General features: G+C 61.9%; 12 protein-coding genes, 1 tRNA gene and 1 pseudogene. 9 read left to right on the top strand and 5 right to left on the bottom strand.

Annotation, left to right across the window (positions count from 1 at the left end; genetic code table 11):
• Positions 1 to 133: 133 nt before the first annotated feature.
• Positions 134 to 733, top strand: a complete 600-nt coding sequence (locus tag NKI20_RS21270; RefSeq protein WP_352833921.1) for a TetR/AcrR family transcriptional regulator — start codon at positions 134 to 136, stop codon at positions 731 to 733.
• A 78-nt stretch (positions 734 to 811) separates the two neighbouring features.
• Here the strand turns inward: NKI20_RS21270 and NKI20_RS21265 are convergent, their stop codons facing one another.
• Positions 812 to 1,723, bottom strand: coding sequence for a peptidylprolyl isomerase (locus NKI20_RS21265; RefSeq protein WP_352833918.1), 912 nt, complete (start codon positions 1,721 to 1,723; stop codon positions 812 to 814).
• Positions 1,724 to 1,970: 247 nt separating this feature from the next.
• Between NKI20_RS21265 and secA the strand changes: the two genes are divergently transcribed.
• Together secA and NKI20_RS21255 are read left to right on the top strand one after the other, a co-directional pair.
• A complete protein-coding gene (gene secA, locus NKI20_RS21260) occupies positions 1,971 to 4,703 on the top strand; it encodes a preprotein translocase subunit SecA (protein WP_352833915.1) in 2,733 nt (910 codons plus the stop codon).
• A gap of 707 nt (positions 4,704 to 5,410) precedes the next feature.
• On the top strand, positions 5,411 to 5,635 hold the full coding sequence (locus NKI20_RS21255) for a hypothetical protein (protein ID WP_292679711.1): 225 nt from the start codon (positions 5,411 to 5,413) through the stop codon (positions 5,633 to 5,635).
• Positions 5,636 to 6,098: 463 nt separating this feature from the next.
• On the opposite strand, the gene NKI20_RS21250 is transcribed toward NKI20_RS21255, so the two are convergent.
• Positions 6,099 to 6,269, bottom strand: a complete 171-nt coding sequence (locus NKI20_RS21250) for a hypothetical protein (protein ID WP_352833912.1) — start codon at positions 6,267 to 6,269, stop codon at positions 6,099 to 6,101.
• A 232-nt stretch (positions 6,270 to 6,501) separates the two neighbouring features.
• A complete protein-coding gene (locus NKI20_RS21245) occupies positions 6,502 to 7,245 on the bottom strand; it encodes a DUF5343 domain-containing protein (protein WP_352833909.1) in 744 nt (247 codons plus the stop codon).
• Between the two features lie 181 nt (positions 7,246 to 7,426).
• On the opposite strand from NKI20_RS21245, the gene NKI20_RS21240 reads away from it, so the two are divergent.
• Complete coding sequence (locus tag NKI20_RS21240) at positions 7,427 to 7,705, top strand: hypothetical protein (protein ID WP_352833906.1); 279 nt, start codon at positions 7,427 to 7,429, stop codon at positions 7,703 to 7,705.
• A gap of 73 nt (positions 7,706 to 7,778) precedes the next feature.
• Here the strand turns inward: NKI20_RS21240 and NKI20_RS21235 are convergent.
• Positions 7,779 to 8,045, bottom strand: a pseudogene (locus NKI20_RS21235) (transposase); the annotation flags it as partial.
• A gap of 144 nt (positions 8,046 to 8,189) precedes the next feature.
• On the opposite strand from NKI20_RS21235, the gene NKI20_RS21230 reads away from it, so the two are divergent.
• From NKI20_RS21230 to NKI20_RS21220, 3 genes are all read left to right on the top strand, one after another.
• Entirely contained in the window at positions 8,190 to 9,590 is a 1,401-nt protein-coding gene (locus NKI20_RS21230) for a lipopolysaccharide biosynthesis protein (RefSeq protein ID WP_352833903.1), read from the top strand.
• Positions 9,590 to 10,870: a GNAT family N-acetyltransferase gene (locus NKI20_RS21225; protein ID WP_352833900.1), complete on the top strand. Its 1,281-nt coding sequence runs from the start codon at positions 9,590 to 9,592 to the stop codon at positions 10,868 to 10,870. The genes NKI20_RS21230 and NKI20_RS21225 overlap by 1 nt, the downstream gene beginning before the upstream one ends.
• Before the next feature lie 233 nt (positions 10,871 to 11,103).
• On the top strand, positions 11,104 to 12,450 hold the full coding sequence (locus NKI20_RS21220; protein ID WP_352833897.1) for a coiled-coil domain-containing protein: 1,347 nt from the start codon (positions 11,104 to 11,106) through the stop codon (positions 12,448 to 12,450).
• A 52-nt stretch (positions 12,451 to 12,502) separates the two neighbouring features.
• Here NKI20_RS21220 and NKI20_RS21215 read toward each other — a convergent pair.
• A tRNA-Leu gene (locus tag NKI20_RS21215) sits at positions 12,503 to 12,587 on the bottom strand.
• 254 nt (positions 12,588 to 12,841) lie between these two features.
• On the opposite strand from NKI20_RS21215, the gene NKI20_RS21210 reads away from it, so the two are divergent.
• Together NKI20_RS21210 and NKI20_RS21205 are read left to right on the top strand one after the other, a co-directional pair.
• Positions 12,842 to 13,429, top strand: coding sequence for a YqaA family protein (locus NKI20_RS21210; RefSeq protein WP_352833894.1), 588 nt, complete (start codon positions 12,842 to 12,844; stop codon positions 13,427 to 13,429).
• 35 nt (positions 13,430 to 13,464) lie between these two features.
• Positions 13,465 to 13,983, top strand: a complete 519-nt coding sequence (locus NKI20_RS21205) for a disulfide bond formation protein B (protein ID WP_352604395.1) — start codon at positions 13,465 to 13,467, stop codon at positions 13,981 to 13,983.
• Positions 13,984 to 14,279: the final 296 nt, after the last annotated feature.

Below are 14,279 nucleotides of genomic sequence, written 5' to 3'. Positions count from 1 at the left end.
AAGGGACAAAGTTATCGCGGGTTCATTGCCTACCGCGACCATCACCGCCGTCCAGAAGTTTGAAAACGCGGCGTTTCGTTTGAGGGCCGGGTCACCTATGCTGCCGGCAAACTTGGTGGCGAGGACGACAGAAATGGCCGAGGACGCCGATCCGGCGCGCAGATCGATCGGTGCGCGGCGCAACCCCGACAGCGCCGATGCCATTCTCGACGCCGCCGAGGCCGTGCTGGTCGAGGCCGGCTACGCCGGTTTCTCGATCGAGGCGGTGGCGCGGCGGGCTCGCGCCGGCAAACCCACCATCTATCGCTGGTGGCCGAGCAAGGCGGCATTGCTGCTCGAGGTCTACCAGCGCCAGAAACGCGTCGACGTTCCCGATACCGGGCGGCTGGAGGCGGATCTCGTCGGCTTCCTGAACAACCTGTTCGCCCACTGGCGCGAGACATCGTCGGGCAGCGTGTTCAGGTCGCTGATCGCCGAGGCTCAGTCGGATGACACGGCGGCGGCGGCGCTCAACGACTATGCGCTGGGCCGACGATCCCATACCGGCCAGATCGTCGAACGCGCCAAGGCAAGGGGCGAAATCCCGGCCGAAATCGATCCGGCTGTTGTCGCCGACCTGATCGCCTCCTTCGCCTGGAAGCATCTGTTGACCAACCGGCTCGACGAGGACGAGGCGACCATACGCAAGGCAGTCGGTTACATCATGCGAGGCATAGCGGCGCCCGGAAGGTAAAATCGGCCGATGCTGGACGAAAAAAGGGCGCGGCAACCCTTGGCTGCCGCGCCCCTCTTCAAAAAACTCTCTTCAGGCTTACTTGGCGCTTTCCAGCGTATCGACCGCCTGCTTCAGTTTCGCGTCGGGAATCTCGACCTTGGCGCCGGCGCGCAGCGACTTGACCAGCGCGAAATATTTGTCGCGGATGACCGCCTGCTTGGCCTGGTCCTTGACGTCGTCGAAGGCCGGCGGCTGCTTGGTGCGCTTGTCCTCGAGCTTGATGACATGCCAGCCGAACTGCGACTGCACCGGCTGCTCGGTGTATTTGCCGATCTCGAGCGCGAAGGCCGCCTTGTCGAACTCCGGCACCATCTGGCCGGGTCCGAACCAGCCGAGATCGCCGCCGCTGGTCTTGCCTGAAGGATCGCTGGTGTGCTCGTTGGCGAGCTTCTGGAAATCGGCGCCGCCGTCGAGCTGCTTGATGATGGCCTCGGCCTCTTCCTTGGTCTTGACGAGGATGTGGCGGGCATGCACCTCGTTGGTGGGCGGCGTGTTGGCGATTTCCTGGTCGTAGCGGGCGCGAACCTCGGCGTCGGTGACCTTGTTGACGACGCCCTTCTCGACCATCTCGCCATGCAGCGCACGCTGCTGCAGGAAGGCCATGCGGCGCTGGAAGTCGGGATCCTTGTCGAGCCCAGTCGTGACCGCCTGGGCGGCCATGACGCGGATTTCGATGGCGGCCGAAAGAGCGGCGGCGCGGCGCTGCTCGGGCGGCAGCTGGGCAAACTGCTGCGACAGCTCGCCTTCGGCAAGCACCAGGTCGGCCTCGGTCAAGGGCTGGCCGTTGACCGTGGCGATAACCGTATTCGGATCGACCGGTGCCGCGGCCGGTGCATCCGCCGGAGCGGGAGCGGTTTGCTGCGCCATCAGCGGCGACAGCGAAAGGGCCGACAAGCCGAAGGCCAAGCCAAGGCTGGCAAGCGACGCACGGCGGAACAACAAGGACATAAGACGACTCCGGTGGGGATTGTAAGGACGGGTGGCTTCCAGATCAGCCAGATTGTGGCGGAATTTGGCGCGCCCGGCAGGCCCAGCGCGGCGTTGACATCAGTTGAGCCCCCTCTTATCTGTCCAACGACTTTGCGTCCAGAACCGTTTTCCGGGCGCTTTTTGCGTTTGTCCACGTTCACGTGGAGTTGATGGGGCCGGCCGGCGCTCATCTCATGTTTGAGAATTCTATCGAAAGGACCATTGGATGGTCAGTCTCGGCGGTCTCGCCCGTAAGGTTTTCGGTTCCTCCAACGACCGTCGGGTCAAATCGACCCGGCCCCGTGTCGAGGCGATCAACGCCATGGAAAACGAGATGCGGGCGCTCTCCGACGAGGAACTGGTCGGCCGCACCGCGAAATTCCGCCAGGACATCGCCAACGGCGCCACGCTCGATGATCTTTTGGTGCCAGCCTTCGCCACTGCGCGCGAGGCGGCGCGCCGCGTGCTCGGCATGCGACCCTTCGATGTCCAGCTGATCGGCGGCATGGTGCTGCACAATGGCGGCATTGCCGAGATGCGCACCGGCGAGGGCAAGACCCTGGTGGCGACGCTGCCGGTCTACCTCAATGCGCTCGCCGGCAACGGCGTCCATGTCGTCACCGTCAACGATTATCTCGCCACCCGCGACTCCGAATGGATGGGCCGCGTCTACAAATTCCTCGGCCTCTCGGTCGGCGTCATCGTGCACGGCCTGTCCGACGAGGAACGCCGCATCGCCTACGCGTCCGACGTCACCTACGCCACCAACAACGAGCTCGGCTTCGACTACCTGCGCGACAACATGAAGTACGAGCGCGCCCAGATGGTGCAGCGCGGTCACAATTACGCGATCGTCGACGAGGTCGATTCCATCCTGGTCGACGAGGCGCGCACGCCGCTGATCATTTCCGGGCCGCTCGAGGACCGTTCGGAAATGTACAACACCATCGACACCTTCATCATCCAGCTGCAGCCGCAGGATTATGAGATCGACGAGAAGCAGAAGACCTCGATCTTCACCGAGGAAGGCACCGAGAAGCTCGAGAACCTTTTGCGCGACGCCGACCTGCTCAAGGGCGAGTCGCTCTACGACGTCGAGAACGTCGCCATCGTCCACCACGTCAACAACGCGCTGAAGGCGCACCGGCTGTTCCAGAAGGACAAGGATTATATCGTCCGCAACGGCGAGATCGTCATCATCGACGAGTTCACCGGCCGCATGATGCCGGGCCGCCGCTATTCGGAGGGCCTGCACCAGGCGCTCGAAGCCAAGGAGCATGTGGCGATCCAGCCGGAGAACCAGACGCTCGCCTCCGTCACCTTCCAGAACTACTTCCGCCTCTACAAGAAGCTCTCCGGCATGACCGGCACGGCGCTGACCGAGGCCGAGGAATTCGGCAACATCTACAATCTCGACGTCACCGAGATCCCGACCAATTTGCCGGTCATCCGCATCGACGAGGACGACGAGGTCTACCGGACGGTCGAGGAGAAATACAAGGCGATCGTCCGGGAGATCCGCGAGGCCAGCGCCAAGGGCCAGCCGACGCTGGTCGGCACCACTTCCATTGAAAAGTCCGAGCAGCTGGCCGAGCGCCTGCGCAAGGAAGGCTTCACCGGTTTCGAGGTGCTCAACGCCCGCCATCACGAGCGCGAGGCCGCGATCGTCGCGCAGGCCGGCAAGCCGGGCGCCATCACCATTGCCACCAACATGGCCGGCCGCGGCACCGACATCAAGCTTGGCGGCAACGCCGAGATGCGCATCGAAGAGGAACTCGGCGACATGCCGGCCGGTCCGGAGCGCGAAGCACGCGAAAAGGAAATCCAGGCCGACGTCGAGCGCCTGAAGGAAAAGGCGCTGGCCGCCGGCGGTCTCTACGTGCTCGCCACCGAGCGCCACGAATCGCGCCGCATCGACAACCAGCTGCGCGGCCGCTCCGGTCGCCAGGGCGACCCCGGCCGCTCGAAATTCTTCCTGTCGCTGCAGGACGACCTGATGCGCATCTTCGGCTCCGAGCGCATGGACGGCATGCTGCAGAAGCTCGGCCTCAAGGAAGACGAGGCGATCATCCATCCGTGGATCAACAAGGCGCTGGAAAAGGCGCAGAAGAAGGTCGAGGCGCGCAACTTCGACATCCGCAAGAATCTGCTGAAATATGACGACGTCTCCAACGACCAGCGCAAGGTGGTGTTCGAGCAGCGCATCGAGCTGATGGACGGCGAAGGTCTCTCCGAAACCATCGCCGAGATGCGCGAGGGCGTCATCGACGAGATCGTCGCCAAGGCCATTCCCGAAAACGCCTATGCCGAACAGTGGGATGTCGCCGGCCTGAAGGCCGAGGCCGCCGAATTCCTCAACCTCGACCTGCCGATCGAAGAGTGGGTCAAGGAAGAGGGCATCGCCGAGGACGACATCCGCGAGCGCATCGCGCAGGCCGCCGACGCCGCCGCCAGGGAGCGCGCCGAGCGCTTCGGCCCCGAGGTGATGAACTATGTCGAACGTTCGGTGGTGCTGCAGACGCTCGACCATCTGTGGCGCGAGCACATCGTCAATCTCGACCATCTGCGTTCGGTCGTCGGCTTCCGCGGCTACGCCCAGCGCGATCCGCTGCAGGAGTACAAGAGCGAGGCGTTCGAGCTGTTCCAGGCGATGCTGGGCAATCTGCGCCAGGCCGTCACCGCGCAGCTGATGCGCGTCGAACTGGTCCGCCAGGCCGCCGAAGCGCCGCCGCCCGAAGCCCCCGACATGTTCGGCACCCATATCGACGGCACCACCGGCGAGAACGATTTCGAAGGCGGCGAGACCGCCCTTCTGGTCCGCCCGGAGACAACCGCCATCGTCGCCCCCGAAGACCGCGACCCCAACAACCAGGCTACCTGGGGCAAAGTCGGGCGCAACGAAGCCTGCCCCTGCGGCTCGGGGAAGAAGTACAAGCATTGCCATGGGGCGTTCGCGTAAGGGAGCGCTTTTTTCCCTTCTCCCCGTTCACGGGGAGAAGGTGCCCGAAGGGCGGATGAGGGGCGGCGCTGACTAGATTGGCCGACCTCGCCTGCGGATATTTGACAAGCCATGCTCCGTGGGTACGCTTGAGCCGCTTACATGGGGCATCCATGGCCGAAAGAAGTAAAACTGCGGACGCGGTCCTCAAGGGTCTCTTGATCGCACAGGTGCTTGTTGGGGGCGGGTTCGTTGGCTTCTGGCTATGGACCGGGAAAGCCACTATCCCAAGGCACGGCGGCGGCTGGCTTGACCTTGATCGGATCCAAGACCCGTACCTCTATTGGTTTCTATTGATTGTAATTTCGTGCGTTATCATAGCTTTCCCAATCCGGTACCTCTACCAAGGCCCACCGAAGCGCTAGGCGCTAGCCAGCCGGAGGAGATGGCTACAGGGCCTGAGAGGTCGGTTACCTTTGAGGGTAACTAAGCGGCGGGGCGCTACCCAGCCCTAGGGAACAGCGGAGCTATAATCGCTTACAAGCCCGGCACCGCATCCTATGCTGCACTTGCTAAGTCAGGGCTATTGACCTATCTTTGCCTAGCGCAACCCCATCTTTCATGCCAATAATGGAACCAAGGGACAGTCGCAGGGTTAGGTTAGACGCCGCGTAATGGCACGTTAACCACCAGAGCCTATACGTAAAAAGTCCTATGGGGAGAACTAGATGGCCGCCTTAATGGAGCGCATTGTTGGAGCGTTTACCTGGTCCGCCAAGGCCGAATCACCGCGCGGCTCCATTGTGCGCGAAGATCAGCCCTCTCGTCATATGGTTGGCAAATACCATGCCGATTACAGCTCTCTGACCGATGAGCAGCTAAATGAGTCCGACAAAGAAATGGAAGCTTTGCTTCGTCGCAGCAGAGTAGTTTCTGAAAAGCGCGGACTGTGATACGTCCACCCTATGGGGTGGACATTTCTCGACATAGATACACTGCCGGAACCGGGCGATATCGTTTGGTGCAAGTTTCCCTATTCACGCGGGAAGCCGGGACCGATCGCGCGACCAACTTTGGTTCGCTCAACTGCTACCTACGAGAACCCCGAAACAGGAACGCTCTACGGTGCCGTGGACGTTTCCTATGGAACTGGCGAGTATACCGAAGATCAGTGCCAGATTGATCTTGTTATACGTGATTGGGAGGCCGTTAAGCGTTGCGGTTTGCACAAGCCGACACGCTTCGCCTTGGATACCGGCAATCGGAAAAATCTGATTTGGTGCGAAGAGTACTTCGTCCCGCCTGAGTACGTGCAGGAGACGGGCTTACTCATAGGCCGCTTAGGCGAGATGGAAGTTGACCAAATGCGCCTATCCCTAATTCGCCGGGGGCTTTTTGCGGCGTAGACGCCAATACCTAGTCTGCCTCACGCTTCCGCCGCACCAGGTTCTTTATCTGCTCATTGGTGAGCTTCGGCGCGTGGGCGATCTTCTGCACGTCCGCCTCGAAAGCGGCGTCGGACTGATCGGTTTTCAGTTCTCGCGCCGCTTCGCGGAATTTCTCAATCTGCGGCTTCTTGTCGGGCATGGTCGTAACCCTAGACGGAATCGAGTAAAATTGCTATGTAACGCGCGAGAGCGCCGGTGCTATGGACACACCGTCGCCCTCGTTCTTACCCCTTGTGGAAGGGGGCAGGGTGAACCGCCGTTAGGCGGCTACCGGTATTCTCCGGGTCATGAACCACATGACGCATCCTCCTTTCTCTCTCTTGGGTGCTGTGTCGCGGTCCGCTGGCCAGCAAAGCGCGACACACTCGAAATCAGGAAGCGGCGGTGTCCTTGGATGCCGTCGCTTTTTTCATTTTCCTCGCAGTCAGATATTGGACCAACGCCCAAATTGACTGCTTCACGTTGTCGTCAATATCTGGTTCGGTCATTAGATCGATAAGCTGATATTCTAGTGCCTTGCCGTGTTCGACCTGAGCCTGAAGGCTGCCAGTCGAGCCCGAATTGTCGACCGTTTCCTCCGTCTTTGACGCCTTCCGCTTCTTCCGTCCGTTTCCAGAAGATGTTCGCGTGTAGGTTCCTTTTTCCAACCTAGGTCCAATTTCGATGCTAGCCGCCTTCGCGGCGTGGAGGAAAAAGGTTCGGCATTTCCTCAGCACATCTTCTTTGGCGTTCGTCCCGTTCTTAAACGCCTCAGCGAACATTGAAGGAGTGGCGGTTTTCAAATCCACGCTGTGGAGGAATGGGTAAGCGTGGGTCAAAATCCGCTTCAAACCCAAATGAAAATTCGGCGTGTCGTATGAAGCCACCAGTTCTTCAAGCAGACCGGTCGGTGTCCCGTCTTCTGTCATCAATCCCAATGACCTGAGAGCGACAAGCAGCTGCGAGCCAAGACCACCGGAAAAACGGCTTAGCACCGACCTGTCAATTCGCGGCGGCGTACCGGTTTTCTTAAAGTCCTCCAAGAGGGTTAGGAAGGACTTGAACGAGACATAGGGCGGTGTCCGGCCCGCGCTATTCTGTCCGCCGCTCTGTTCGTGTTCCGTTCGGTCGTCCATTGTGCAAGCCTTTCTGCCCACAATCGTATGACTATAACTATCCGACCGTGTTCCAAAGTTCAAGATGGGTTGTGTTCCACGCGGAACATATGCGTTTTGCATATTTTAGTTTGGCAATTTTCCGTCCTTTCGCTGGTGGCTGATAGCTGCCCGGTTTAAAATTCAAGCGAAGGAGATTGAAATGAAAAAACGATGCATTGCAATGGCTTATGGTATGAAGCCTCTTGACCGCATCGCAGTGGCGGAGACAAAGAAGCTCATCTATATCCGAAATCCACAATTTGATTCCAAGGACGATGCGGACAATTTCGGGGATGTGGGTTTCCCAAAAGAGTTCGTGTTTGAGCCGGATGACAAATGGCTTCACGAACTGGAATCGGCCTTCGATTCGGGTGATGTGTCCCAACTCGAATCACTCTGGAAAAAAGGCCGCCCGCTGTCGAGCCAAGCTAATAATTGATTATTGCCGCCCGCGCTTCGGCCTGAGCGGCAACTCTAGCTGCACCGCATTTCGGAAGTGCGTCCGCTTTTCGTCAAGTAGGTCTATGATAGGTGAGGCGCTTACCAGCAGCGCCCTTCAGGCGATGAAAGCGCGGGGGCCGTCATCAACGCCAATTGCAATGCGGTTGCTGTAGCGGAAGTCGAACTCTGCCAGATAGCGGTGCAAATGATGCTCGCCGCAAATGCTGATAAACCCCCTTCATGCCGCGCTTGAAGATCGAATAGAAGCCTTCGACGGTGTTCGTGTGGACGGTCTTTTCGCCTTCGTAGCGGACATATTCGTCCTTGGAATGCGTGACGACCCTGCGCCGCCCTCATCCGCCTGCCGGCACCTTCTCCCCGTATAGTGACGGGGAGAAGGAAGCTCCCCACCCAACCGTTTCTTAATGTGTCTCCGCTACACCCAGCCCTGAAAAAGAAGCGGAAAACGGAGAGAAATCGGGGTGCGCTTTTCCGCGGCCACGACTGCCGGGCGGTTCTTGCCGCAGCGTTGGGCGCTGCGCATGAGGCCGCTGCTTGGCCGCATCGATGCCGTGCTGTTCACCGCCGACGAGCGCGGCGAGGCCGGCCGCATGTCGGTCATCGCCTTCTCCATCCGCATCGTCAGCGCCGTCATCGCCTTCATCAGCCAGGTGCTGATGGCGCGCTGGATGGGCTCGTTCGAATACGGCATCTTCGTCCTCGTCTGGGTGACGATGGTGATCGTCGGCAACCTCGCCTGCCTCGGCTTCCACACCTCGGTGATCCGCTTCATTCCCGAATACCGCGAGCGCGGCCTGATGGACGAACTGCGCGGCATCGTGCTGGCCAGCCGCCTGTTCGTGCTGATCGCCTCCACGCTCATCGCCGGGCTCGGCGCGCTCGGCGTCTGGCTGGCGGCACCCTGGATCGAAAACTACTATGTGATCCCGTTCATCCTCGGCGTCATCTGCCTGCCGATGATCGCCATGTCGGACCTTCTGTCGGGACTGGCACGCGCCAACAGCTGGGCGCTGTTTGCCCTGTCGCCGACCTATCTCGTGCGACCCATCCTGATCCTGCTGTTCATGGCGCTGATGCTTTTAGCGGGCTATTCGCCCGACGCCAGGACGGCGATCTTCGCCTCGATCGCCGCCACCTACGCCACCACGCTCGGTCAGCTCATCGGCGTCACCCAGCGCATGGAAAGGCAGATCCCGGCCGGGCCGACGAAGGTGCATTTCGCGCAATGGTTCGTCGTCTCGCTGCCGATCTTCCTGGTCGAAAGCTTCTTCTTCCTGCTCACCAATGCCGACGTGCTGATGGTCGGCGCCTATATGGATCCCAACGACGTCGCCGTCTATTTCGCCACGGTGAAGACGCTGGCGCTGGTGCATTTCGTCTATTTCGCCGTCAAGGCCGGCGTTGCCCAGCGCTATGCGCAGTTCACCCATGGCGACCCGCAAAGGCTCGCCGCCTTTGCCCGCGAGACGGTGTCGTGGACGTTCTGGCCATCGCTGTTGATGGCGCTGCTGGTGCTGGCGCTCGGCGAGCCGATGCTGGTGCTGTTCGGCCCTGAATTCAGCAGCGGCTATCCCCTGCTATTCCTGCTCGTCTTCGGCGTCGTCGCCCGCGCCGCCGTTGGCCCTTGCGAAAGCCTGCTGACGATGAGCGGCAACCAGAACATCTGCGCCGCCGTCTATGCCATGACGCTGGCCTTCAACATCGGCCTCAACGTCGTGCTGATCCCGATGTTCGGCCTGTGGGGCGCGGCCATGGCCACCGCCTTTGCCATGATCTTCGAAGCCAGCGCGCTGTCCTTCACGGTGTGGCGCAAGCTCGGCATCGTCATGCTCATCTTCGTGCCTGCGAAAGGAGCCGCGTGATGGCCGCCATCCCGTTGCTTGAGGAAACCAGCGGCGGCACCGCCGGCGCCATGGTGTCCGGCCTTGCCGGACTGGCCCGCGACCCCGACCCTGCCCATATCGAAATCCTCGCCAACAATCGGCCCGAGCGCAAGCTCGCCATCTACCCGGCATCGGCCGGCTTCGACCTGGTCGAGGAGCTGGATTATCTCTGCGCCCGCACGGTCGAGCCCAACGTCTTCTTCAACCCGCGCTTCCTGGCGCCGGCCATGCCGCGGCTGGAGGATCGCGAGGTGCGGCTGGCGGTCATCCGCGACGGCGACGAATACCGCAACCGGCTGCGGCTCCTGGTGCCGTTCTCGGTGGAGCGGCCGGCCATGCCGCTCGGCGTGCCGGTGATGCGCACATGGTCGAGCCCGTTCGGTCCGCTCGGCACGCCGCTGGTCGACCGCGACGATCCGGTCGGCGTCGTCGAGGATTTCTTCTCGATGCTGTCGCGCCCGCACCTCAAGCTGCCGAAAGTGTTCGTCCTGCCCGACATCCGGCTCGACGGCCCGGCGGCGAGCCTGATTGCCACCGTGGCCGAGACGCGCGGCCTGATGCTGGTCACCACCGGCCAGACGCAGCGCCCGGCGCTGGAGAGCGAAGCCGACGGCGACGATTATCTCAAGGCTTCGCTGCGCCCGCACCATTATCGCGAGTTCCGCCGCCTGAAGCGGCGGCTTGGCGACCTCGGCAGGCTGGAGCATGTCGTGGCGCGCGGACCCGAAGACATCCGCCACGCCATCGAAAGCTTCCTGACGCTGGAGGCGGCCGGTTGGAAGGGCCGCGAACGCACCGCCATGGCGATCGACCGCTACCGCGCCGCCTTCGCCCGCGAGGCCGTGCACCGGCTGGCCGAGCAGGACATGTGCCGCATCCATTCGCTGACGCTCGACGGCCGCACCATCGCCTGCCTGATCGTCTTCGTCGAGACCGGCGTCGCCTACACCTGGAAGACGGCCTATGACGAGACGCTTGCTTCCTATTCGCCGGGCACGCTGCTGACGATCGAGGTGACCAGGCAGCATCTCGACGATCCCAACATCATGATGACCGATTCCTGCTCCGTGCCCGACCATCCGGTGATGAGCCGGCTGTGGGCCGAGCGCAAGCCGATGGGCACGCTGGTGATCGGCCTGACGCCGGACGCCGACCGCCTCACCCGCCAGGCCGCCTCGCAACTGCACCTCTACCGCGAAACCCGCAACATGGCCCGCCTGCTGCGCAACCGCATGAAGAGCTTGCTGGGACGGCGGTAAGGTGGCCAGGCGCGGTCCCGAGAGAACGGCATATTTCGCTGCAGCCCCGGATAATTGATAGACGTGGCCGAGAACTTACTTCGATTCCCAACAGTCGATGCTAATATTGACGTCTGTTCATAAAAAAACGAGATTTTTTCGACAGCACTTTTTCTGTGACAGCCGGCAAAATCTACTCGCAATCTTGTTGTTGATCCGGGATACTTCAGTGATTCGGTAGCGATGAGAGAAAAATGTCGCTGAATCATGAGGCCAACGGCGCCCGGCACATCAGTGCAGAGGCCAGTGCCGTTGTCCGAAGATGCGACGATGACGCGCTGGAAGAGCTGATCCGAAGCATTCAAGCCGGCACGGCTTCGCCTTTCTTCGAAGAGAAGCCCGACAGATTGGCCCAGTCGGACCCGCTGGCTGCTTCCCCCGCTTCAATTCAGACGGGCCAGGGCAGGAACCTTTCCTCCCCCTTGTCCCGCCATCAGTCGATTCTGCATTCCGGTGACGATTTGGCCGCCCATTTGAAAGGCGTGGCGGAAGGGCTGGAATTGTCGCGTCAAGCATGGTCCTCCCTGCAGGACTATCTGGTCAGGCTCGATGCGCGGACGCGCCATGCCGACGCGCTCGATACCGAGACATGGGAATTGCAAGGGGCGACGGCCAGGCTCGAACACCTGCATGATCGCGCATCGAAAGAACTTGAGCGGAAATCGCACGAGCTGTCGATCGCGAGCGCGACCATCGCCGACCTGAAGGTCGAACTCGACAGGAGCCGTCAGGCCATTGCGGAGGCCGACAGGCACGCCAACCAGCGCGAAGCGCGGTTCCTCAAGGCGAATGTCGAGGTCGAGCGCCTGGGACGCAATCTGGCGCGGATCTCGGAGCAGCTTGCCGATGAGATCATGGCCAGGCAAGCCGCCGAGCGGGCGCGTGAGGACGTTGCATCGCGGCTTGCCGGCCTGGAACAGGCGGCCATGCTGCTTCACGCCAAGGTCGCGGATTACCAGCTTCTCAACGAGCAACTGACCGGCAAACTGTCGCGGCAGATGACGGTGCAGCAAGACCTGCAAGCGCGGCTGTCCACGGCCGAGCATGAGCGCGGCGTTCTCAACGATTGCGCCGCCGCCGCGCAAGAGCGGGCCGCGGGGCTCGAGAGAGAATTGCGCTCGCTCCAGCGCCGGACCACGACTCTGCTCGTCGATCACGCCGTGGTGCGCGCACCGACGAGCCATGTCGGGGACGGTGCCGGGGAAGCCGAGCATTGGCGCCGCGCTTCGCAAGCCGAGATCGCGAAGTTACGCGAGGAGCGCGATGCGGCGCGCAAGGACTATGCCGCGGTGAGGGTTCAACTCGCGGACCTGCGCTTGCGCGGTATGACCGACGAGCTCGTCCATGCCCGTTGCCGCGATGAGAACCGCGACCTTCAACACAGGCTGGAAACGCTGACGCGCCAGGACCGGCACAGCGGACCGGCCGCGGATGTGAGTGCCGATCTCGAACGGGCATTCGACGAATTGGACCTGCTGGCGACCGGTGAGCTTAGCGCGGCCAACGACGGCGATCCCGCCGGAGCGCGCAAAGCGTCTTGATCGCTGAAGGTCAAATTTTTCGGATTGCAACGCCGGTTGTTCGAAAAGGCAATGGTGCCCCTAGCCGGGATCGAACCAGCACTCCTTGCGGAACTCGATTTTGAGTCGAGCGCGTCTACCAATTCCGCCATAGGGGCTCAGGCCGGGCGGCCTGGATGGCGCGGGACTATACGGTTGGGGGCCTGTTCGTCAACTGGCCAATTCTCCGGCTGGCCAATTCTCCGGCACGAATTCTCCGGCATGCCGGATGCGACCAAACTGCGTCTTTCGATTTCGTGACGGCGCTGCCATTGTGCAGTGCGGCAAATCTTTCTAGACAAGCGGCGCATCAAAGCGCGGCTGTCGGATAATATCGCTGCGCAATTTTGGGCGACATGCGTTAGGAGTGGCGATGCTTCGCGGACTTTACGACTGGACCTTGTCGCTGGCGGCCCGCAAATCCGCCGAATGGTGGCTGGCCTTCATCGCCTTCGTCGAAAGCTCGGTGTTCCTAGTGCCGGCCGACGTGCTCTATCTGCCGATGGCGCTGTCGCGGCCGGATCGCGCCTACCGCTATGCGCTGATCGCCACCGTCGCCTCGGTGCTGGGCGGCATCGCCGGCTGGTTTATCGGCCACTATGCCTATGACGCGGTGGCGCGGCCGATCCTCGAATTCTACGGCAAATACGACGAGTTCGAGACGCTGCGCGCGGGCGCGGGCACCGGCTTCGTCATCCTGATGCTGATCACTTCGGGCGCTGCCCATCTGCCGCCGATCAAGGTGGTGACGATTCTGTCCGGCGTCATCGGCACGCCCTTGTTGCTGTTCATCGGGCTGGCGATTGTGGCGCGCGGTGGTCGCTTCCTGCTGCTCGCCTGGCTTTTGCGCCGCTATGGCGAGCCGATCCGCGACTTCATCGAAAAGCGCCTCGGCCTGATTGCCGGCGCCGCGGCCGCCGCCCTGATTTTGCTCTATATAACAGTCAAATACGCCCTCTGAAGACAGCCATTGCGAGCCGGACGGAGCCGATTGAAATGACAGCGACCATGAATGCCGACGCCGGGCGCCAGCGGACGCGCACGGCTCTGTTCCTCGCCGTCGCCATGGCCGCCACCGTCGGCTCGGCGCTCGGCTTCCAGTATCTCGGCGGGTACATCCCCTGCCATCTCTGCCTTGAGCAGCGCACACCCTACTACATCGGCGTGCCGCTGATGGTGCTGGCGGCGATTGCATCGATGCTGCACGCACCGGCTTGGCTGACGCGTGGCCTGCTGGCTGTCGGCGGCCTGCTGATGCTCTATGGCCTCTATCTCGGCGTCTATCACTCCGGCGTCGAATGGCAGTGGTGGGCCGGCCCGACCGATTGCACCGCGGGTGCCGGACCGGTCGACACCGGCGGCAAGGGCGTGCTCGACGCGCTCGACAAATTCGTGCCGCCCTCCTGCGACAAGGCCGCACTTCGCATCCTTGGCCTGTCGCTGGCCGGCTGGAACGCCATTGCCAGCCTGGTCCTCGCCGCCGTCGCCTTCCGCGGCGCTTTCACGCGCGACTGAGCCAATTCAATTGAGCGGCGCGACGCAGAGTTCGAACAAAAATTTGCCAGGCTGAGTCGGATGGCGCGGCGTCCGACGTCCGAGCCAGTTCGACCCCCACTCCGTCTCGGCTTCGCCGAGCCACCCCTCCCCCGATCGACGGGGTAGAGGAAGGGCGCGAACTTATTCTAGCCACCGCTCCTCACGCTGGGCTCCCTTCCTCTCCCTCCGGAGGGCAGGGGAATCGCATATGAGTAAGAGTAAGTCTTGCGTTGAGTGGAAAGGTTGATTCTTTAGGGGCCTTCTCTTTGAAGAGG

The organism is Mesorhizobium sp. M0830 (assembly GCF_040319965.1).
Taxonomy (GTDB): domain Bacteria; phylum Pseudomonadota; class Alphaproteobacteria; order Rhizobiales; family Rhizobiaceae; genus Mesorhizobium.
Note: the sequence above shows the minus strand (reverse complement) of the source record. Positions and strands in the feature narration are given on the sequence as shown.

Coding starts and splice junctions, on each gene's coding strand:
- NKI20_RS21265 (WP_352833918.1), bottom strand. CDS start 1,723: ATGTCCTTGTTGTTCCGCCGTGCGTCGCTTGCCAGCCTTGGCTTGGCC.
- NKI20_RS21270 (WP_352833921.1), top strand. CDS start 134: ATGGCCGAGGACGCCGATCCGGCGCGCAGATCGATCGGTGCGCGGCGC.
- NKI20_RS21210 (WP_352833894.1), top strand. CDS start 12,842: ATGCTTCGCGGACTTTACGACTGGACCTTGTCGCTGGCGGCCCGCAAA.
- NKI20_RS21220 (WP_352833897.1), top strand. CDS start 11,104: ATGTCGCTGAATCATGAGGCCAACGGCGCCCGGCACATCAGTGCAGAG.
- NKI20_RS21225 (WP_352833900.1), top strand. CDS start 9,590: ATGGCCGCCATCCCGTTGCTTGAGGAAACCAGCGGCGGCACCGCCGGC.
- NKI20_RS21205 (WP_352604395.1), top strand. CDS start 13,465: ATGACAGCGACCATGAATGCCGACGCCGGGCGCCAGCGGACGCGCACG.
- NKI20_RS21245 (WP_352833909.1), bottom strand. CDS start 7,245: ATGGACGACCGAACGGAACACGAACAGAGCGGCGGACAGAATAGCGCG.
- secA (WP_352833915.1), top strand. CDS start 1,971: ATGGTCAGTCTCGGCGGTCTCGCCCGTAAGGTTTTCGGTTCCTCCAAC.
- NKI20_RS21250 (WP_352833912.1), bottom strand. CDS start 6,269: ATGCCCGACAAGAAGCCGCAGATTGAGAAATTCCGCGAAGCGGCGCGA.
- NKI20_RS21255 (WP_292679711.1), top strand. CDS start 5,411: ATGGCCGCCTTAATGGAGCGCATTGTTGGAGCGTTTACCTGGTCCGCC.
- NKI20_RS21240 (WP_352833906.1), top strand. CDS start 7,427: ATGAAAAAACGATGCATTGCAATGGCTTATGGTATGAAGCCTCTTGAC.